Raw genomic sequence first — 18,002 nt, forward strand, 5'->3', positions numbered from 1 at the left:
CCGGTCCGCCGACCCCCGCGCCGCCGCGGGCTGGACAGGACGGAGCGGCCGTCGTCTCCTGGCACGGCCATCACAGATCGGAGCGAGATCATGCGCAGGGCGATGATCCACGGTGCCGCATTCCTCTGCCTGCTGCTGCCGCTCCCGGCGGGCGCGCAGACCGCGACGAACCTCGTGGCCCTCCAGGGGCTGGCCGCGGTCAGCGCGCTGCCCCGGACCCCTGAGGGACGGGCGGCGCTCGCCGCCAACCTGCAGGTGACCGGCGACATCCAGTTCGGCACGCAGGCACAGCCGCACCTGCTGCGCCTCGACGCGCAGCGCCAGCTCGCCCTGCGCGACTGCTTCATCACCGACGGCAACGCCACCGAGCTGGCCGACGGACTCGGCAGCCGGCTCGGCGAGATCTACCAGGCCAAGGCGCGCTACACCGATTACAAGACGTTCAGCAACGTGACGCAGACGGTGGCCGACCTGCTCGGCTACACCAACAACATCACGAAATCGGATTCGAATTCCGGCAAGTACTTCTTTGCCAACGGCACCACCGACGGCAAGGCACCGGTGTCGGAGGCGGCCGCGTCCATCCTCGTTGCGCGGGGCGGCGTCCCGGACGTGTTCGGCAAGGCCTATGACCGGCCGGCCGGCAGCCGGGGGGCCGACGCCTTCGGCAATTCCCGGCCGTTCCAGACCCTGCCGCGCCTCTTCGCCTACCGGGGCGACGACTACTTCGGCGCCAGGTCGCACAGCCTCGACTGGCTGCACGGGCCGAGCCAGAACCTGACCGATAGCCCGTCCTACCCGAGCGGCCACACCACCTACGGCTACACCGAGGCCCTGATCCTCGCGCTCCTGGTCCCGGAGCGCTACCAGCAGATGATCGCGCGGGCGGCGGAGTACGGCAACAACCGCATCGTCGTCGGCGCGCACTACGCGATGGACGTGCTCGGCGGGCGCACGGTGGCGCTGCACGCGGTCGCCCACCTGCTCGCCAACGATCCGGCCTATGTCGGCCAGATCCGCCGGAACCCGGCGGTGATCGACGAGATGAGCCGGTCCACCAACGACGCGGTCGCCATCACCGACTACCGCGCGGCGCTGGAGGCGGCCCGCTCCGACCTCGCCCTCGTCCTGAAGGACGCCTGCGGCGACGCGCTGGCGACCTGCGCGGCGACGGATACCGGCCGGTTCCGCGACGCGGCGGCCAACGAGGCGCTCTACAACGCGACGCAGACCTACGGCCTGCCGGTGGTCCACGCCGAGACCGCGAACACGGTCGAGGACGTGGGCAAGCTCGCGCCCGAGGCCGGCTACCTCCTGACGGCGGCCTTCCCGTCCCTGAGCCTCGCGGAGGCGAACGCCATCCTGACCGAGACCCAGGGCCCCGGCGGCGGCTTCCTGAACGACGGCTCCGCCTTCGGGGTCTATTCGCGCCTGAACCTCTACGCCGCCTCCGGCAAGGCGGCGGCCCTGGCCGCGGCGAGGCGGTCCCAGAGGCAGACCACGCGCTGACGCCGGTTCCCGACGGAACTGCGCCGGCGCAGGGTCAGGCGGTGAGCGCCTCGCCCACCGCAGCCCGGGTGCGCCGGTGCGGGGCGCCGGCCCTGCCCGCGGCGCCCGAGGGGATCGCGTCGAGCAACGCCGCCGTATAGGCGTGCTGCGGGCTGCCGAAGAGGTCGGGAACGGTCCCGTGCTCGACGATGCGCCCGCGATGCATCACCGAGACGGTGTGGGCGAACTGGCGCACCAGGGCCAGGTCGTGGGAGACGAAGACGTAGGTCAGGCCGAGCTCGGCCTGGAGCGAGAGCAGCACCTCGACGATGCCGGCCTGGACGCTCACGTCGAGCGCGGAGGTCGGCTCGTCGAGCACGATCACATCGGGCTTGAGGACCAGCGACCGGGCGATCGCCACGCGCTGGCGCTGCCCGCCCGACAGAGCGTCCGGCCGGCGCGAGAGCAGGTGCTCACCGAGCCCGACATCGGCCAGCACCGCGCGGACGCGGTCCGCGCGCTCACGGCGGGTCCCGATCCCGAAGCGGTCGAGGGGCTCGCGCACCAGCGCCTCCACCTTCCAGGTCGGGTCGAGGGAGGTGAACGGATTCTGGTAGACGAGCTGGAGCTGGCGGCGCACCGCGCGCAGGGCCTCGTGCGAGCGGCCGGTGACCGGCTCGCCGGCGACCCGGATCTCGCCGCTGTCGGGCTGCTCGAGCCCGAGGAGCAGCCGGATCGTCGTCGTCTTGCCCGAGCCGGATTCGCCCACCAGCGCGTGCGTGGTGCCGGCCGGAACGGTGAAGGAGACGTCGTCGACCGCCCTCAGGCTCCGGCCGTCGACCGTGAAGGTCTTGCTGACGGCGCTGACCGCGATCTTCGGGGCCCCGCCGCCGGCCTGGCTTCGACGCAAGCCCGCATCGCGCAAGCCGGCATAGCGGTCTGGATGGAGGGACGGGACGTCGGCGTGCAGCCGCCTTGCGTAGCCCGAGGCCGGCGCGGCGAACACCGCCGCGGTGCGGCCCGCCTCCTGGATCGTGCCGTCCTTGAGCACCACGAGGGCGTCCGCCCGCTCGGCGGCGATCGCCAGGTCGTGGGTGATGAGGAGCAGGCCGATGCCGCGCTCCTGCTGGAGCCGGGAGAGCAGGTCGAGGATCCGCTTCTGGACCGTGACGTCGAGCGCGGAGGTCGGCTCGTCCGCGACCAGCAGCGCCGGCCGCGGCAGGACCGCGAGGCCGATCAGCACGCGCTGCAGCATGCCGCCGGAGAGCTGGTGCGGGTAGGATTCGTAGACCCGCCGGGGATCGTCGAGCCCGACCTCCGCGAAGGTATCCAGGATGAGCCGCGTGCGGCGCGCCCGGTCGGGCTCGTCGAGGAGGGCGGCCGCCTCCTCGGCTTGCGCGCCGATCGTGCGGACCGGGTTGAGGGCGTTGCCGGGATCCTGCGGGACGAAGCCGATGGCCCGCCCCCGCAAGGGCCGGAACCGGCGCTCGGGCAGCCCCAGCACGTCCTGGCCGTCGAAGGCGACCCGTCCGGTGGCGTGCCCGCCGCTCGGGAGCAGCCGCAGCACCGCGCGGGCGATGGTCGACTTGCCCGAGCCGGATTCCCCGATCAGCGCGAGGCTCTCGGCCCGGCCGATCGCGAACCCGACGCCCCTGACGACCTCCTGCCGCCCGTACGCCACCGACAGGCCGTCGACGCTGAGCAGGGGATGCGGGGACCGCCCGGGCGCGGACCCGGCACGAGGGGAGAGCATGGTCAGTCCGTCCTGCGGAGCCATCGGCTGATCCTGTTGAGCGAGAGGACGGCCGCGACCGTGACGAGGGCGGGCGCGTAGACCAGCCACGGCCACTTGAGGTAGTCCTTGCCGGTCGCGATCAGGAGGCCCCAGTCGGAGGCCGGCGGCGGGTCGCCGTAGCCGAGGAAGGCGAGGCCGGCGATCACCAGGATCGACAGGCCGAATTGCAGCACCGCCAGCGGCAGCACCGAGCGCGACGCGTTCGGCAGCACATGGCGCACCAGGACGTGCCAGCGCGAGCCGCCCTGGAGGAACGCCGCCTCGACGAAGATCGCCTGCCGGGTCTTGATGACCTCCGCGCGCATCACCCGGGCGAAGACCGCGACCGCCGCGACGCCGGTCGCGATGGCGGTGTTCGTGGTGTCGAAGCCGAGCGCGGTGACGATGATGACGGCGAGCAGGAAGCGCGGGATCGCCAGGAGGATGTCGACCAAGCGCGCCAGCACGACGTCGACCCAGCCGCCGAGGAAGCCGGCGAGCAGCCCGGCGAGGCCGCCGGCGAGAACGCCGATGACCACGGCGAGGAGCGCGCTCGCCACCGAGGAGGCGGTGCCGTGGACGACGCGGGCGTAGAGGTCGCGGCCGAGATGATCGGTGCCGAACCAGTGCGCGGCGCTCGGGCCGAGCAGCTTCTGGGCGGGCACGCCGACGACCGGGTCGTAGGCCGTGAACAGGCCGGGCACGAGCGCCCAGGCGATCACCAGCGCGACGACCGCCAGCGACAGGGCGACGGAGGGCGGCACCCGCCGGGCCGCGCGCCGGCCGGTCGCCGCCAGGCGCGCGATGGGGGAGGCCAGCGGGGAGAGGGAGGCGGCGGTCATCCGGTCACCGTCCGCAGGTCGGCGGCCGCAGTGTCGTCGGCGGTGTCGGCCCGGCGCCGGGGCGGCCCGACGAGCGTCAGGCGCGGATCCAGCAGCGGATAGACGAGGTCGGCCACGAGGTTGACGAGCACGAAGACCAGGGCGGCCAGCGCGACCACCGCCTGCAGGACGGGCAGGTCCTGCGCGGCCGCCGACCGCTGCACCAGGCTGCCGATGCCGGTGCGTCCGAACACCGCCTCGGTGATCAGCGAGCCGCCCAGCACCTCGCCGACCGTCAGCGCGATGACGGTGACGACCGGGAGCGAGGACGGCTTGAGCAGGTGCCTAGCGAAGAGCCGGGCCTGGCCGAGGCCGCGGCTGCGCGCGACGGCGGCGTAGTCCTGCCGGGCCTCGTGGTCGAGGTTGGCGATCAGCACCTCGGCGATCTGCGCCGAGATCGGGATGCCGAGGGCGATCGCCGCGAAGGCCGTCGCCCAGGCGCTGTCGGGCTCGATCACCCGGAACAGGCCGAGCTGGAAGCCGAAGGCGTGGATCAGCACCAGGCCGATCACGAAGTTGGGCACCGACAGGAACAGCGAGGGGAGGGCGCGCAGCGCGCCCCCGCCGAAGCGCGTCGGCACGAGCTGGGTCCCGTAGGCGATCGCGAAGGCCACGACCAGCGCGACGGCGAGGCCCGCCGAGGCGAGGATCAGGGTCGAGGGCAGGACCTCGGCGATCAGGGTCGCCACCGGCCGGCTGGAGCGCATCGACAGCCCGAAATCGCCCGTGAGGAAGTGCGACAGGGACGTCCACAGCTGGACCGGGATCGGCTGGTCCAGGCCCTGCGCCGCGACGATCGCCTGGATCTGCTCCTCGGTGAACCCGTTCTGGGGATCGCGCAGCACGTTGGTGACCGGATCGCCCGGCAGGATGCTGACGACGACGAAGGTGAAGAGGTAGGCGAGCAGGATGACCGCGACGGCCTGGAGCAGGCGCTTCGCGGCGTAGATCAGGTAGGGATTCCTCATGTCGGGATTCCTCTGGCCGGCCGCCATGCGATGGCTCGGACGCATCGCGGGCTACTCGCCCTTGATCGCGGTGTAGTAGCTGGCATACGCGATGCCGTTGTAGGTCTCGCCCTTGAGCCCCGGCGACTGCACGTAGATGCGCTGGACGATCTGCGTGCGCGGGATGTAGTAGCCCTGCTCGAGAACGTATCTCTGCAATTCATCGAGGAGCGGGGCGCGGACCTCGTGGGACTTGGCGCCCGCGATCCTGTCGCGCAGGTCGTTGAGCGTCGGGTCGCTGTCGCCGAGGGCGAACCAGTTCTCGCCGTTGTTGGCGCTGGTGAGGATGCTGGCGACGGTGCCGGCATCGATGAAGCTGCGCGTCACCTCGTAGGCCGGCACCGCCGGGCCGCCGAACGCGACCTTCTGGCCGAAGGTCACGACGTCGTAGGCGCGGATGTCGACCTTCCAGCCGAGCTTGCCGAGCTGCTGGGCGACGAGCTCGTCGACCGCCTTCGACGTCGCGAGGTAGGGGTTGGAGTACAGCGTCAGCGTCAGCGGCTTGCCGTCCTTGGTGCGGATGCCGCCGCGGCCGCGGGTCCAGCCCGCCTCGTCGAGGAGCCTCTCGGCCTTGGCCGGGTCGTAGGAGAGGAGCGCGCTGTGGTCGGTCGCTCCGGGCACGTTGCTCTGGATGAACGAGGTCGCGAGCTTCCAGTCGGGCGTGTAGACGGTGTCGATGATCTCCTGGCGGTCGATGCCGGCCTGGAGCGCCTGACGGACCTTCACGTCGTTGTAGGGCGGAAGCCGGGTGTTGATCGCCCAGCCGTTGACGAAGCCGAGGTAGCGCGGCGTGGCGACGGTGAAGCCGGCTTCCTTGAGGGGTTTCAGCTCCTGCGGGGAGGCGTTGTAGGCGATGTCGGCCTGGCCCGACTGGACGGCGGCGACCCGCAGGGATGGCTCGGTCACCACCTTGTAGGTGATCGAATCGAGGTAGGCCGGACCGGTATGGCCGACCGCCTCGGGGCCCCATTTGTAGTCCTTGCGCTTGACCAGCTTGACGAAGTCGCCCTCCTTCCAGGCGGCGACGAGGTACGGCCCGCTGCCGGCGGTCCTGGCGAGGTCGGCCTGCTGGCTGGCCGGCTTCGCCAGGGTCTTCGGCGAGATCAGGATCGAGCCGTGGTAGCCCAGGGTCGGGATGAAGCCGAGCGTCGGCGCCTTGAAGTGGACCTTGACGGTTCGAAGGTCGACCGCCTCGGCGCGGTCGTAGGTCTTCGGGAAGAGGCCGATCGGGTTGATGCCCTCCTTGATCCGGCCCGCGTGCCAGATGTCGAGGTTGGCCACGACGGCAGCGGCGTCGAGCGGCGTGCCGTCGGAGAAGGTGACGCCCTCCTTGAGGTGGAGGGTGAACTCGGTGGCGTCGGCGTTCTGCTCCCAGCGCGTGGCGAGCCAGGGGCTGACCTTGCCGTCGGCGTCGACATAGGCGAGCTTGTCGGTCACGTGGCCCCAGATGTGGCCCTGGAAGCTCGAGATCGCGCTGTTGTTCGGGATCCAGGTCGGCCCGAGCGAGTCGATCAGGAAGACGACGTCGCCGCCCTTGCGGGGGCCGTCCGCCGCCAGGGCCGGCAGCGGCAGGGCGCTCGTGCCGGCCAGCACGGCGGCGGCCGCCAGCAGGCCGCGGCGCGACGGGAAATGATGCTCGGTCATCGAGGGATCCTGAGAGTTAGACGCTGAGAGTTCTGGGCAAGCCCTGGAGCGGGGAGCGCGCGGGGGAGCGCCGGTCCATGAAGGCGCCGTCGAGGCTGGGCGCGGCCGGGGCCCGCGCCTCGCCCGCCGCCTCGGCCCGGGTGGCGAAGGCGGCGCGGCCGAGGATCCCGATCACGGTGTCCTCCTGCGGCGCGTGGACGAGCACGGACTGGATGTCGCGGAAGTGCCGCTCCAGGCTGGTGTCGCGGCTCAGGCCCGGATTGCCGAGCGCGCCGACGGCGAGCTGCACCGCCTGCCGCAGCTGCCGGCCGGCGAGGAGCCGGGCCCGCAGGAGCGCGTCCGGCTCGCCCGGGGCGTGATCGAGGGCTGCGAGGATGAGCTGGCGCGCGCCGGCGACCAGGAGGTCGATCTCGCCCGCGAGGGTGACGAAGCGCTCGGTCCGGGCGATCGGGTAGCCGAGATTGGCGGGAACGCGATCCTCCGCGAAGGCGAGGAACGCGTCCTGCGCCGCCTCGGCGACGCCGAGATAGAGGGCCGTGAGGACGAGCGTGGCCGCGGCATGGGCGCGGTTGTCCTGGCCGGCCGTCTCGGCGCCGCTCAGGCCGATCACGTCGTCGCGGCCGACCTCGACCTCGTCGAAGGCGACGTCGTGGGAGCCGGACGCCCGCAGGCCGAGGCTCCGCCAGGTCTCGACGATGCGGATGCCGGGCGCGCCGGCCGGCACCACGAAGGTGCCGACCCGCTGCGGCGCCTCGTCCGTGCTCGCCCAGACGAGGAAGTAGGACAGCCCCTCGCAGCCGGTGACGAACCGCTTCGTCCCGCTGATCGACCAGCCGCGGGCGGTGCGGCGCGCCCGCGTCAGCGGTAGGCCGCCCCGCGCCGGGGAGCCGAGCTCGGGCTCGCCGCGCGCGGCGTTGAGGAGCACCGGCCGGCCCCGGCCCTCCGCCAGCACGCGGGCGTACAGCGCCTCGGGCCACAGGCCGTGCTGCGCCTGCTGCCGGTGGCTGAACAGCGTCATCAGGCTGATGAGCGCGACGGAGGGGTCGCCGCGCCCGAGGGCGGCGACGAGCCGGGCGAGATCGCCGAGGGACAGCTCGCGGCCGCCGTAGCGCGCCGCCACGGTCAGCTCGAGCAGGCCGGCCTCGTGGACGGCCCGGATGCCGTCATGCGGGAAGGCGGCGGCGGCATCCGCCGCGGGCGCGAGGGCGGCCAGCCGCGCCACCACGCCGGACAGGTCGATCCCCGCTACCTGCAGGCCGGTCCGGCCGTCACGCATAGGCGCGGTCTTTCGCGACGGCGCGGCGGTCGAGCCCCTCCCGGACGAGGGGCAGCACGTAGCGGCCGTAATCGATCGCGTCGTTGAGGTTGTCGTAGCCGCGGATCGAGATCAACTCGGCGCCGAGATCGACGTAGTCGAGGATCGAGTCGGCGATGGTCCGCGGCGAGCCGACGAGGGCCGTTGAGGCGCCGCTGGCATTCGTCGCCGTGACGGTCGGGTACCACAAGGCCCGGTCGTGGACATCGCCGCGGGCGGCGATGTCGAGCAGGCGCTGTGAGCCGACATTGGCCGGGCGCGCCGCCGCCGCGGGCGCCCGGCCGAGTCCGCGGGCCCGGTTCTCGTTGAGCACGTCGAGGGTGCGATGGGCCTTGGCCCAGGCAAGCTCGTCCGTCTCCGCGACGATCGGCCGGAAGGTCACCCAGATGCGCGGCCGGTCCGCCCGTCCGGCGCGGGCCGCCTCGGCGTGGATGCGCGCGATCTGCTCCCGCGTCTCGGCGAGCGGCTCGCCCCAGAGGCCGAAGATGTCGGCGTGCGCGCCGCCGATCCGGTAGGCGGCGTCGGACGAGCCGCCGACCGACACAGGGATGGTGCCGACGACCGGCCGGACCGCGTTCCGGAACTGGGTGAACCGGTAGTATCGGCCGTCGAAGTCGAACGGCTCCGCCGAGGTCCAGGCGCGGCGCAGGATGCGGATGTACTCCTCCAGCCGCTCGTAGCGCTCCTCCTTCGGGAGGAAGTCGCCCTCGCTCGCCTGCTCGGCGTCGCTGCCGCCGGCGATGAAGTGGACGACCACCCGGCCGCCGCTCAGCTGGTCGAGGGTCGCCAGCGCCTTGGCGGCCACGGTCGGGTAGAGGGTGTTCGGCCGCAGCGCGACGATGATCTTGATGGCCTTCGTGTGCGCCGCGATCGTCGCGCCGATCGTGAACGGATCGAAGGAGGACGAGGCGTAGGGGACGAGCGTGTAGTTGAATCCGTAATCGTCGAGCGTGCGGGCGTAGCGCGCGAGGAATGCGGGATCGATCGCCGGATTACGCACCGGATTCAATTCGTTCGATGGGTTCGTGAACGTCACGCTAATGAACTCAGTAGTCACGTCCGCTCCGCCTTCCATCTTTCAATTTCATTGATGCTACTTGCGTTGAAGCGCGGGCGTAAGCCAGGATCTTTCTTTCTGCGGGCGCCGCAAGGAAGGAATTTCCAAAGTTCTTGCCGCCGGTGGATCGAAGCGGGCACGAGCCGAGGCCGGCCGGTCGTCGCGCCGTTCTCGCGCCGGCGTGACCGCGCCGCCCGGGCCGCCGGCCTCAGCGGCGCCCAGAATCCGTCGTCCCGGCGGGCGACGGGTCCGTCCCGGGGAAAAGCCACGCCCGGAACGCAGAGACGACGGCAAGATCTTTCCATGAACTCGCTGATATAAAGCAATAAAAGCTATAGACTGATCGGGCTTGCAATCTTATCGTGGGGCCGAGCTTTCGATCGACGCCCGTCCGGGCCGTCCTGATCTTGGCAATTGGGGATTGCTTCATGAGCCTGCCGCCCCCGCGTCAGCCCGATCCGGCTTCCGATCGTCCCGAGGCGGCGGGCCGGAGCCGCGCGGTCGTCCCGCGCGCCGCGGCCAGCCCCGAGGAGGTGCCCGACGGCCGCGACCGCCAGGCATCGCAGAGACTGGTGGCTGCCAAGCAATTCGACATCTACGGCCTGATCGGCTGAATGCGCCTGATCGGCTCGATCTGAAAAAAACAGGAAGAAGGCAGGCATGTCGGAGCATACGTACCGGGTCGTGGAGGTCGTCGGATCGTCGACCAAGAGTTCCGACGACGCGATCGCCAACGCCGTCGCGGATGCGGCGAAGACGCTGCGCCACGTCAACTGGTTCCAGGTGGTCGAAACCCGCGGCCACGTCGAGAACGGCCGGATCGCGCATTTTCAGGTCACGCTGAAGATCGGCTTCCGGCTCGACGACCGATAGGGCCCTTTGCACGGGGGCGGATGCCGGCGCGCTGCCGCGTCGCGGTGTCTCGCATGACGGCCGACGACCAGGCGTCGCCTTGCACCGAGGGCCGTTGAAAACGACCTTCGGTTCCATTCCGGAATTTTCGCCAGGACTTTGGCTCAGGGCCGAAAAATCGGGCTGGATCAATGGCCCGATGCGTCGGCATCCGAAGCCATCGGCATCACGTCGGGGGCTGCCCGGGCGATCGATAGCGCCACGGGACCGATTGGAGCCTCCCGCATCGCCCGGCCGCCATGCCCGTCCTCGACCCCTTCAGACGAGAGGCTTTCCAGCATGACGCTCACCAAGCGCGCCTTCACCGCCGGGGCGGCCGCGGCCGTCGCGGCGCTCGCGACCGGCGGCCCGGCGCGGGCCGACCGCGTGCTGCGCGTCGGCTACCAGAAGTACGGCACCATGCTGCTGCTGAAGGCGCGCGGCAGCCTCGATGCGGCGCTCAAGCCCCTCGGTTTCCGGGCCGAGTGGCGGGAATTTCCGGGCGGGCCGCAGCTGCTGGAGGCGCTCAACGCCAGGGCCGTCGATTTCGGCGTGGTCGGCGAGACGCCGCCGATCTTCGCGCAGGGAGCCGGCGCGCCGCTCGTGTACCTCGCCCACGAGCCGCCCGCGCCGAAGAGCGAGGCGATCGTCGTTCCCAAGAACAGCCCGATCCGCTCCGTCGCCGATCTGAAGGGCAAGAAGGTCGCGCTCAACAAGGGCTCGAACGTCCATTACCTGCTCGTGCGCGCCCTGGAGGAGGCCGGTCTCGCCTACACCGACATCCAGACGGTCTTCCTGGCGCCGGCGGACGGGCGGGCGGCGTTCGACGGCGGGTCGATCGACGCCTGGGTCATCTGGGACCCGTTCCTGGCCGCCGTCGAACTGTCGAGCGGCGCCCGCATCCTGCAGGACGCGACGGGGCTCGCGGCGAACCACCAGTTCTACGTCGGCGAGCGCTCCTTCACGGAATCGCAGCCCCAGGCCATCGACGCCGTGCTCGCGGCGATCGCGGTGATCGACCGCGAGACCAACGGGGTGACCGAGGCGGCGGCACGCGAGCTCAGCCCGGCGATCGGCATGCCGGTGCCGATCCTCGCCCGGGCCCTCGGCCGCCAGAGCTGGGGCGTCGCCCCGCTCGGGCCGGAGGTCGTCGCCGGCCAGCAGCGGATCGCCGACACGTTCCTGCAGCTCGGGCTGCTGCCCCGTCCGATCCAGGTGGCGGACGCGATCCGGCAGGCGCGCTCGTAGGGCGGGGCGTCCAGCGGAGCGCGTCGACCAGCACCGTGAGGGCGGGCGCGAGGCGCCGGCGGTTCGGATAGTGCAGGTGATAGCCCGGGAAGGGCGCGCAACACGCGTTGAGCATCCGAACGAGGCACCCCTCGGCGACATTGGTGAGCACGAGATCCTCCGGCAGAAGGCGAGCCCGAGGCCGGCCAGAGGATCGTGGCGGCCGCGTGCCCGCCCGAGGTGATCCGGACGGTGCCCGCCTGCTTGTCCCGCCATGCCGTCAGGACCGCGAGGTCAGCCGCGATGCCCGCGAGACGCGGGCCCACGATGCGCAGCAGCCGCTCGCCGGCCTCGGTCGGCGTGACGCTGCGGGTGGTGCGGTTCAGGAGCCAAAATCCGAGCCGCTCATCCAGCCCGTTCATCGCGTGGCTGAACGCCGACTGGGTGACCCCGAGCGTCGCGTCCGCCTGGGTGAAGCTTCCCGCCCGCACGACGGAGGCGGAGCCGAGAAGGTCGTTCAGGTTCTCGCACGGCATCGGCGCCCCCGGTGATGGTCACGCGCCGGTCGAGGCCCGCGTCGAGGCGGCTCAGGAACCGGCCGGAGCCTTTCGGGGATGGCGTTCCGCCGTGGCGACCACGGCCGCGGCGAGGCCGGCGGCGACTGCGTCCTCGGCGACGCCCCTGGCGCGGCCGGCGGCGGTGCCCGAGTCGCCGCCCCGCGCGGCGCGACCGAGCAGCGTGCCGGCGACGGCGCCGGCCGCGCCGGCCAGGGCCCCGTACCCGGGCGACGCCCGCCGTCCGGCGAGGGCCCAGCCGCCGACCGCGCCGATGGCGAGCCGGAACGCGAAGGAGGGCGGGATGCGGCGGTCGGGGGCGAACGGCATCTTGTCCCCCGCCATCTCGGCCAGGGCCGCCGCCGTCGCGACGGCCCGCGCGCCGGGGCCGGCGGGAATCGGGACGTCGCGCGTCCGCCCCCGTGACGCCGCCCAGGTCAGGGCGGCGCAAGCCGACAGGCTCCGCATCCCCGCCACCAGGCCGAGGCCGAACGAGGCTCCATATCCCTGCATCGCGCCCGCTCCGTGCCGTCCGCGAGGTTCCGTCCCGGGTGCGGGGCCGCGGCCCCGGTGGTGCGCGCCGATCAGTAGGGCTTCGGCTTCATCAGGCTGCCGCGGCTCGAGAGGACCGCCACCACGATCCACGGGCAGACGAAGACCAGGAAGAACAGCAAGCCCATCGCGGGCCTCCCTTCATTGCGCGTGACACCGCCAGTCAATGCCGCGCGTCGGCTGCCGGTTGCACGCCGGCCCGTGCGACCTACTCGACCCCGGCCGGCTCGTCGTCGTCCCGGGCGCGGTGGAGCAGGAAGATCGACACCACCATGACCAGGATCAGCACCGCGAGGACGCCGAGCTCGATCATCGAGGCACGAAACAGCGCCTCCTTCTGCGGTGTCCACTCGGTGGAATGCATCGCTTCCGCGGATTGGAGCGTGAGGACGAGGACGCGCCGGATCGAGGCGATCAGCCCGACGATCAGGAACGGCTCGCAGGTCAGCTTGCCCGAGCGCATCGACACCCGGACGGTGTGCAGGATCTCGACCAGCATCAGCAGGAAGAGCAGCCGGTCGATCACGTCGAGGAGCTGCGAGGCGGCGCCGAGCGACAGGATCGCCTTGCCGGTCAGGCCCGCCGCGTCGACGAGCGCCATCACCGCCGTGAGGGCGAGCAGCACGCCGAGGGCGGCGTAGATCGCGTGCTCGGTGTGCAGGAAGACGAAGGCGGAGAGCCGCGTCAGGCGCCCGCCCTCCTCCCGGGAGTCGTCCTGCTGCTTGACGTCGTCGGCCATGGCTGTCTCCCGGCGTCGCGGCCTGGTGCGTGTGGGGAAACCTCGCGCCTCGCCGGGCACCTCAGCGGAGCGCCCGCGGCATGCGGAAGGGCAGCATCAGGCGCACCAGCGGATGGCTGAAGCGATCGAGGCAGAGCGCCTCGTGGACAGGCTGCACCGCCTCGCCGCAGATCCGCGCCGAGAGCAGCGAGCGGGAGTAGAACGGCGCATCCTCGAAGCGGCGCAGCACCGCGGCCGTCCCGTCGTCGCTGCGCGTCGTGCGCGGCAGGCGCCAGAGCGTGCGCGGCAGCGGCGCGGGAACGGGCGGCTCGATCGGGCGCGGCGTGCCGTCCGGGTCGAAGCGGAGCGACAGGTCCTGGCGGCTGCCGTCGCGGCGCAGGACGTCGTAGAGGATCGCGGCGCCGTGGCGGAGCGTGGAGCGCGACCAGGTCCAGCTCCGGAACGAGTGCTCGAGCGGCACGTCGCCCTCGTTGGTGTCGAGATAGGCGTGGCCCTGCCAGTGCAGGGAGGGGCGGTCGAACGCCACCTCGATCCGCGCGGCGGGGCTGAGCGGCCACCAGCGGTGCCGGCCCTCGGCGTCGAGGGTGAAGGGGCCGGGCGTGATCCCCTCCGGCCGCACCCGGATCGTGCCGGAGAGGCGCGAGGGCAGGGGGCTCGTCACCTCCTCGACCCGGATCGTCAGCGCGGTGCCGTCCCAGTCGAGGGAGCTCGGGCCGATCGCCAGGGAGGCGGCGTCTCGCGCCACGCTGTGCCGCCGCCGCTCGGTCATCGCCCAGGCCGCGGGCTTGCCGTAGAGCACCACGTTGACGGCCGAGTGATCGATCGGGTCGGCGCGTCCGCTCCAGGCGTAGTAGGGCGAGAACACGCTGCCGAGGAACGCGATGACGGTGATCCCGTGCCGGCCGTCGTCGCTGACGCCGTCGACGTACCACCAGGCGTAGCCGCCGGGGCAGACCCTCAGGTCGAACCGAGGTCCCGCAGCACGCTCGCCGCCGCGAGCCGGCCCGACTGGGCCGCCATCGGCACGCCCGGCCCCGGATGGACGCTCCCCCCCGCCAGGTAGAGGCCCGGCAGCCGCGTGCGGGCCCCCGGGCGGCGGAACGACGCCATCCAGCCGTGCGAGGCCCGCCCGTAGAGCGCGCCCCCCGTCGCCGGGAACATCCGGGCGAAGTCCGGCGGCGCCGTCGTCACCCGCGCCGTCTCGGAGATCGTCAGGCCGCAGGCGGAGAGCCGCCGGCTCATCGTGTCGTGGCATCGGGCGATCTCCTCGGGAGGCAGGGGGGCGTCGCGCGCGGGCGCGTTGACGAGGCAGAGCAGGGCTTCGGGGGCATCCGGCGGCGCGCCGTCGTCCCGGTCCTGCACGTCTCCGCCGCGGTCCGGCGCGCTGTCGCCGCGGTCCTGTGCGCAGACGTAGACGGTGGGGTCCCGCGGCAGGCGGGCGCCACTGATGTCCGAGAACTCGCGCGCGTAGTCGGGCGAGAAGAACACGTTGTGCCGCGCGAGCGGGAAGCCGTCCGGCCGGCCTGCCACCGCGAAGGTCACCGCCGAGAGCGAGCGCTCGGCCGCCGGCACGGGATCGGCCGCGTCGGCGGCGCCCGGTCCGAACAGCCCCGCGGCGAAGGCGGCGGCGTCGGCATTCGCGACCACACGCGTCGCCGGCAGCCGCTCGCCGCCGGCGAGGACCACGGCGGTGACGCGCCCGCCCTCGACGACGATCTCGCTGGCGGCCTGCCCGTAGCGCAGCACCGCGCCGCGCTCCGCCGCGAGGTCGGCGACGGCGGCGGCGAGGCGGGAGAGGCCGCCCTCCAGGGTCCAGACCCCCTCCATCTCGACATGGGCGACGAGCATCAGGGTCGCGGGGGCCGCGAAGGGCGAGGAGCCGCAATAGGTGGCGTAGCGGCCGAAGAGCTGGCGCAGGCGCGGATCGCGAAAATGCTCGCAGAGCGCGGTCCACAGGGTGGTGAAGGGCTGGATCCGCCACAGGTCGCCCATGCCCCATGGACCGACCCGCAGGGCGAGGTCCATGGGCGTCGGTCGCTGGCCGCGGATGAACGGCCCCTCGAGGGTGCGGTAGATCTCGCCGGCCCGGGCGCGGAAGCGGCGGAAGCCCTCCGCCTCCCGCGCCCCGGCGAAGGCCGCGATGGCGGCCTCGGAGCGGGCGGGATCGGCGAAGAGGTCGAGGCGCTCGCTCGCGCTCCAGGCGTGGCGGGCGAGCAGTGCGGCGGGCCTCAGGGACACGCGGGAGGCGAGATCCGCCCCGCATTCGGAGAAGACCTCCTCGAAGACCCAGCGCATGGTGAAGACCGTCGGGCCGGCCTCGACGCGGCGGGGCCCGGCCGCCACCCGGCGCATCTTGCCGCCCGGGGCGGCCTCCTTCTCGACCAGCGTCACCGGCACGCCGGAGGCAGCGAGCTTCAGCGCGGCGACGAGCCCGCCGATCCCCGCCCCGATCACCACCACCCGCTCGTCCGGCATGCCGTTGATCTCCCGCCGCATTAGTGTCAATCATAGTTGACAGTAAGAAATGTTCAAACGATTTGACACGCACGGGAGAGACGCATGGACGACGGTCGGCGCATCGAGCGGGCCCTGGACGTGGCCGTGTCCCACGCGGAGGCGCCGGGGGCGCCCCCGCTCCTCGCGGAGGCGATCCGCTACGCGGTCTTCCCGGGCGGGCACCGCATTCGGCCGCGGCTCTGCCTCGCGGTGGCCCGGGCCTGCGGCGACGACGACCCGGCGGCGTCGGACGCCGCGGCGGCGGCGATCGAGCTCCTGCACTGCGCCTCGCTCGTCCACGACGACCTGCCCTGCTTCGACGACGCGGCGATGCGGCGCCAGAAGCCCTCGGTCCACGTCGCCTACGGCGAGCCGGTGGCGCTCCTCACCGGCGACGCGCTGATCGTGCTCGCCTTCGAGACGCTCGCCCGCGGCGCCGCACGGACGCCCTCGCGCCTCGCCGCCCTCGTCGGGCTGGTGGCACGCGCGGTAGGCTCGCCCGCCGGCATCGTGGCCGGTCAGGCCTGGGAATCGGAGCCGACCGTCGGGCTCTCGGTCTACCAGCAGGCGAAGACCGGCGCGCTCTTCGCCGCTGCCACCGTCACGGGCGCCGCCGCGGCGGGGTCCGAGCCGATGGCCTGGCGGCTCCTCGGCGAGTATCTCGGCGAGGCCTACCAGGTCGCCGACGACCTGCGCGACGTCGCCTGCCGCCAGGAGGAGGTCGGCAAGCCGGTCGGGCGCGACGTCACCCTCGGACGGCCCAACGCCGCGGCGCTGCTGGGCATGGACGGGGCCCTGCGCCGCCTCTCCGACCTCGCCCACGAGGCGATGGAGGTGATCCCCGCTTGCCCCGGCATCGACGACTTGCGCGACGAGATCCTGGCCCAGACCCGCCTGTTCCTGCCGGCGCGGCTGGCGCAGGGGCTGGCGGCGTAGGGCGCGATGGCCGGAGGCACTCCCGCCCGCAGGGCCGCACGCCGCCGAACCCTCTCCCCTCTGCGGGGGAGGGTGCCCCACGCAGTGGGGCGGGAGAGGGGCAGCGCGACGGTTCAGGATGTGGCGTCCTTCACGGTTGCCGCGGCCTCTCCCGAAGCGCCTTCCCCCCTCGGCGGGACTGCGTCCCGCTGCGCTCGCTTACGCTCGCCACCCTCCCACGCAGAGGGGGGAGGGTCATGAGGCCCGGCCCGCGCGTCCTCCCCGCGACTCCCGTCGCCCCGCCCCCGGGCTGGCGCGACCGCCTCCTCGCCTGGCGCCACTGCCTCATCGCCAGCCCGCGCTTCCAGCGCCTCGCCGCCGCCTTCCCGCCGACCCGGCCGATCGCGCGGCGCAACGCGCGGGCGCTGTTCGATCTCTGCGCCGGCTTCGTCTACGCGCAGGTGCTCGCCGCCGCGTTGCGCCTCGACCTGTTCCGTCTGCTCGCCGACGGGCCGATGGCGCCGGAGGCGATCGCCAGCCGCCTCGACCTGCCGCCGGACCGGGCCTTGTGCCTGCTGCGGGCCGCCGCCTCGCTCGGGCTCCTCACCGCCCTGCGCGACGGACGCTTCGCCCTCGGCGACCTCGGTGCCGCCCTGCTGGGCAACCCGTCCGTCGCCGCGATGGTCGCCCACCACGCGATGCTCTACGACGACCTGCGCGATCCCGAGGCCCTGCTGCGCGGGACCGGGGGACCGACGCGGCTCTCGGCCTACTGGGCCTATGCGGGCGCCGACGATCCGGCCGGCGTCGGCGAGGCGGCGGTGGCGCCCTACGGCGCCCTCATGGGCGCCTCGCAGGCCCTCGTCGCCCGCGACATCCTCGACGCCTATCCGCTGCGCCGCCACACCCATCTCCTCGACGTCGGCGGCGGGGAGGGCGCCTTCGCGGTCGAGGCGGCGCGCAGCGCCCCGGACCTGCGCATCACCCTGTTCGACCTGCCGCCGGTGGCGGCCCGGGCCGGCCGGCGCTTCGCGGACGAGGGGCTGGCGGGGCGCGCGGCGGCGCTCGGCGGCAGCTTTCACGCGGGCCTGCCGCGCGGGGCCGACGTGGTGTCGCTGGTCCGGGTCGTGCACGACCACAACGACGCGCCCGCCCTCGCCCTGCTGAGGAGCGCCCGCGAGGCCCTTCCCCCCGGCGGCACGCTGCTCCTCGCCGAGCCGATGGCCGGGACGCCGGGGGCCGAGCCGGTGGGGGACGCGTATTTCGGCCTCTACCTCCTCGCCATGGGCAGCGGGCGGCCCCGCACCGCCGCCGAGCTCTCCGGAATGCTCGCCGAGGCGGGTTTCGGGAGCGTGCGCGAGCACCCGACGCGGCGCCCGATGCTGGTGCGCCTGCTCTCCGCGACGGCGGCGCCCGGACCCGCGCCGGGCACGCGCGCGTGACCAACACCCCGGAACGCCGA

Annotated in this window: 16 protein-coding genes and 1 pseudogene; 6 read left to right on the forward strand and 11 right to left on the reverse strand. The window is 73.0% G+C overall.

Annotation, left to right across the window (positions count from 1 at the left end; all coding sequences use genetic code 11):
* Positions 1–90: 90 nt before the first annotated feature.
* A complete protein-coding gene (locus VQ02_RS16590; protein WP_048445307.1) occupies positions 91–1,509 on the forward strand; it encodes a phosphatase PAP2 family protein in 1,419 nt (472 codons plus the stop codon).
* A 34-nt stretch (positions 1,510–1,543) separates the two neighbouring features.
* On the opposite strand, the gene VQ02_RS16595 is transcribed toward VQ02_RS16590, so the two are convergent.
* The 6 genes from VQ02_RS16595 to VQ02_RS16620 are packed head-to-tail and all read right to left on the reverse strand — an operon-like array spanning position 1,544 to position 9,166.
* The gene (locus tag VQ02_RS16595) at positions 1,544–3,265 is read right to left on the reverse strand and encodes a dipeptide ABC transporter ATP-binding protein (RefSeq protein ID WP_048445308.1); all 1,722 of its coding nucleotides are present in this window, start codon (positions 3,263–3,265) and stop codon (positions 1,544–1,546) included.
* Positions 3,244–4,104 carry an ABC transporter permease gene (locus VQ02_RS16600; protein ID WP_048445309.1) on the reverse strand — a complete coding sequence of 287 codons (861 nt, stop codon included), beginning with the start codon at positions 4,102–4,104 and terminating at the stop codon, positions 3,244–3,246. Before VQ02_RS16600 ends, VQ02_RS16595 begins: the two co-directional genes overlap by 22 nt.
* Positions 4,101–5,111, reverse strand: a complete 1,011-nt coding sequence (locus VQ02_RS16605; protein ID WP_048445335.1) for an ABC transporter permease — start codon at positions 5,109–5,111, stop codon at positions 4,101–4,103. The genes VQ02_RS16600 and VQ02_RS16605 overlap by 4 nt, the downstream gene beginning before the upstream one ends.
* Before the next feature lie 51 nt (positions 5,112–5,162).
* Positions 5,163–6,794, reverse strand: a complete 1,632-nt coding sequence (locus VQ02_RS16610) for an ABC transporter substrate-binding protein (RefSeq protein ID WP_048445310.1) — start codon at positions 6,792–6,794, stop codon at positions 5,163–5,165.
* Positions 6,795–6,810: 16 nt separating this feature from the next.
* Entirely contained in the window at positions 6,811–8,070 is a 1,260-nt protein-coding gene (locus tag VQ02_RS16615) for an acyl-CoA dehydrogenase family protein (protein ID WP_063838488.1), read from the reverse strand.
* On the reverse strand, positions 8,063–9,166 hold the full coding sequence (locus VQ02_RS16620; RefSeq protein WP_048445337.1) for an LLM class flavin-dependent oxidoreductase: 1,104 nt from the start codon (positions 9,164–9,166) through the stop codon (positions 8,063–8,065). The genes VQ02_RS16615 and VQ02_RS16620 overlap by 8 nt, the downstream gene beginning before the upstream one ends.
* Before the next feature lie 428 nt (positions 9,167–9,594).
* Between VQ02_RS16620 and VQ02_RS16625 the strand changes: the two genes are divergently transcribed.
* From VQ02_RS16625 to VQ02_RS16635, 3 genes are all read left to right on the forward strand, one after another.
* On the forward strand, positions 9,595–9,780 hold the full coding sequence (locus VQ02_RS16625; protein ID WP_048445311.1) for a hypothetical protein: 186 nt from the start codon (positions 9,595–9,597) through the stop codon (positions 9,778–9,780).
* 46 nt (positions 9,781–9,826) lie between these two features.
* Positions 9,827–10,039, forward strand: coding sequence for a dodecin (locus tag VQ02_RS16630; protein WP_048445312.1), 213 nt, complete (start codon positions 9,827–9,829; stop codon positions 10,037–10,039).
* Positions 10,040–10,357: 318 nt separating this feature from the next.
* Positions 10,358–11,305 carry a sulfonate ABC transporter substrate-binding protein gene (locus VQ02_RS16635; protein WP_048445313.1) on the forward strand — a complete coding sequence of 316 codons (948 nt, stop codon included), beginning with the start codon at positions 10,358–10,360 and terminating at the stop codon, positions 11,303–11,305.
* A gap of 10 nt (positions 11,306–11,315) precedes the next feature.
* On the opposite strand, the pseudogene VQ02_RS35725 reads toward VQ02_RS16635, so the two are convergent.
* The 5 genes and pseudogenes from VQ02_RS35725 to crtD form a co-directional block, all read right to left on the reverse strand.
* Positions 11,316–11,820: pseudogene (locus VQ02_RS35725) on the reverse strand (LysR family transcriptional regulator); the annotation flags it as partial.
* Between the two features lie 51 nt (positions 11,821–11,871).
* The gene (locus VQ02_RS16640; RefSeq protein WP_048445314.1) at positions 11,872–12,351 is read right to left on the reverse strand and encodes a hypothetical protein; all 480 of its coding nucleotides are present in this window, start codon (positions 12,349–12,351) and stop codon (positions 11,872–11,874) included.
* Positions 12,352–12,598: 247 nt separating this feature from the next.
* Positions 12,599–13,129 (reverse strand): phosphate-starvation-inducible PsiE family protein, encoded by a 531-nt coding sequence (locus VQ02_RS16645; RefSeq protein ID WP_048445315.1) that lies wholly within the window; start codon positions 13,127–13,129, stop codon positions 12,599–12,601.
* 61 nt (positions 13,130–13,190) lie between these two features.
* Entirely contained in the window at positions 13,191–14,090 is a 900-nt protein-coding gene (locus VQ02_RS16650; RefSeq protein ID WP_048445338.1) for a carotenoid 1,2-hydratase, read from the reverse strand.
* On the reverse strand, positions 14,087–15,604 hold the full coding sequence (gene crtD / locus VQ02_RS16655) for a 1-hydroxycarotenoid 3,4-desaturase CrtD (protein WP_048445339.1): 1,518 nt from the start codon (positions 15,602–15,604) through the stop codon (positions 14,087–14,089). The genes VQ02_RS16650 and crtD overlap by 4 nt, the downstream gene beginning before the upstream one ends.
* Before the next feature lie 84 nt (positions 15,605–15,688).
* Here crtD and VQ02_RS16660 point away from each other — a divergent pair, with 84 nt between their 5' ends.
* Positions 15,689–16,561, forward strand: a complete 873-nt coding sequence (locus VQ02_RS16660) for a polyprenyl synthetase family protein (RefSeq protein ID WP_048445316.1) — start codon at positions 15,689–15,691, stop codon at positions 16,559–16,561.
* A gap of 236 nt (positions 16,562–16,797) precedes the next feature.
* The gene (locus tag VQ02_RS16665; protein WP_048445317.1) at positions 16,798–17,982 is read left to right on the forward strand and encodes a methyltransferase; all 1,185 of its coding nucleotides are present in this window, start codon (positions 16,798–16,800) and stop codon (positions 17,980–17,982) included.
* The last annotated feature ends 20 nt before the right edge of the window (positions 17,983–18,002 follow it).

This window comes from Methylobacterium variabile (assembly GCF_001043975.1).
Classification (GTDB): Bacteria; Pseudomonadota; Alphaproteobacteria; order Rhizobiales; family Beijerinckiaceae; genus Methylobacterium; species Methylobacterium variabile.

Bases quoted from the DNA above. Each gene is read 5' to 3' on its own strand.
- VQ02_RS16590 (WP_048445307.1), top strand. From the start codon at position 91: ATGCGCAGGGCGATGATCCACGGTGCCGCATTCCTCTGCCTGCTGCTG.
- VQ02_RS16595 (WP_048445308.1), bottom strand. From the start codon at position 3,265: ATGGCTCCGCAGGACGGACTGACCATGCTCTCCCCTCGTGCCGGGTCC.
- VQ02_RS16600 (WP_048445309.1), bottom strand. From the start codon at position 4,104: ATGACCGCCGCCTCCCTCTCCCCGCTGGCCTCCCCCATCGCGCGCCTG.
- VQ02_RS16605 (WP_048445335.1), bottom strand. From the start codon at position 5,111: ATGAGGAATCCCTACCTGATCTACGCCGCGAAGCGCCTGCTCCAGGCC.
- VQ02_RS16610 (WP_048445310.1), bottom strand. From the start codon at position 6,794: ATGACCGAGCATCATTTCCCGTCGCGCCGCGGCCTGCTGGCGGCCGCC.
- VQ02_RS16615 (WP_063838488.1), bottom strand. From the start codon at position 8,070: ATGCGTGACGGCCGGACCGGCCTGCAGGTAGCGGGGATCGACCTGTCC.
- VQ02_RS16625 (WP_048445311.1), top strand. From the start codon at position 9,595: ATGAGCCTGCCGCCCCCGCGTCAGCCCGATCCGGCTTCCGATCGTCCC.
- VQ02_RS16630 (WP_048445312.1), top strand. From the start codon at position 9,827: ATGTCGGAGCATACGTACCGGGTCGTGGAGGTCGTCGGATCGTCGACC.
- VQ02_RS16635 (WP_048445313.1), top strand. From the start codon at position 10,358: ATGACGCTCACCAAGCGCGCCTTCACCGCCGGGGCGGCCGCGGCCGTC.
- VQ02_RS16640 (WP_048445314.1), bottom strand. From the start codon at position 12,351: ATGCAGGGATATGGAGCCTCGTTCGGCCTCGGCCTGGTGGCGGGGATG.
- VQ02_RS16645 (WP_048445315.1), bottom strand. From the start codon at position 13,129: ATGGCCGACGACGTCAAGCAGCAGGACGACTCCCGGGAGGAGGGCGGG.
- crtD (WP_048445339.1), bottom strand. From the start codon at position 15,604: ATGCCGGACGAGCGGGTGGTGGTGATCGGGGCGGGGATCGGCGGGCTC.
- VQ02_RS16660 (WP_048445316.1), top strand. From the start codon at position 15,689: ATGGACGACGGTCGGCGCATCGAGCGGGCCCTGGACGTGGCCGTGTCC.
- VQ02_RS16665 (WP_048445317.1), top strand. From the start codon at position 16,798: ATGAGGCCCGGCCCGCGCGTCCTCCCCGCGACTCCCGTCGCCCCGCCC.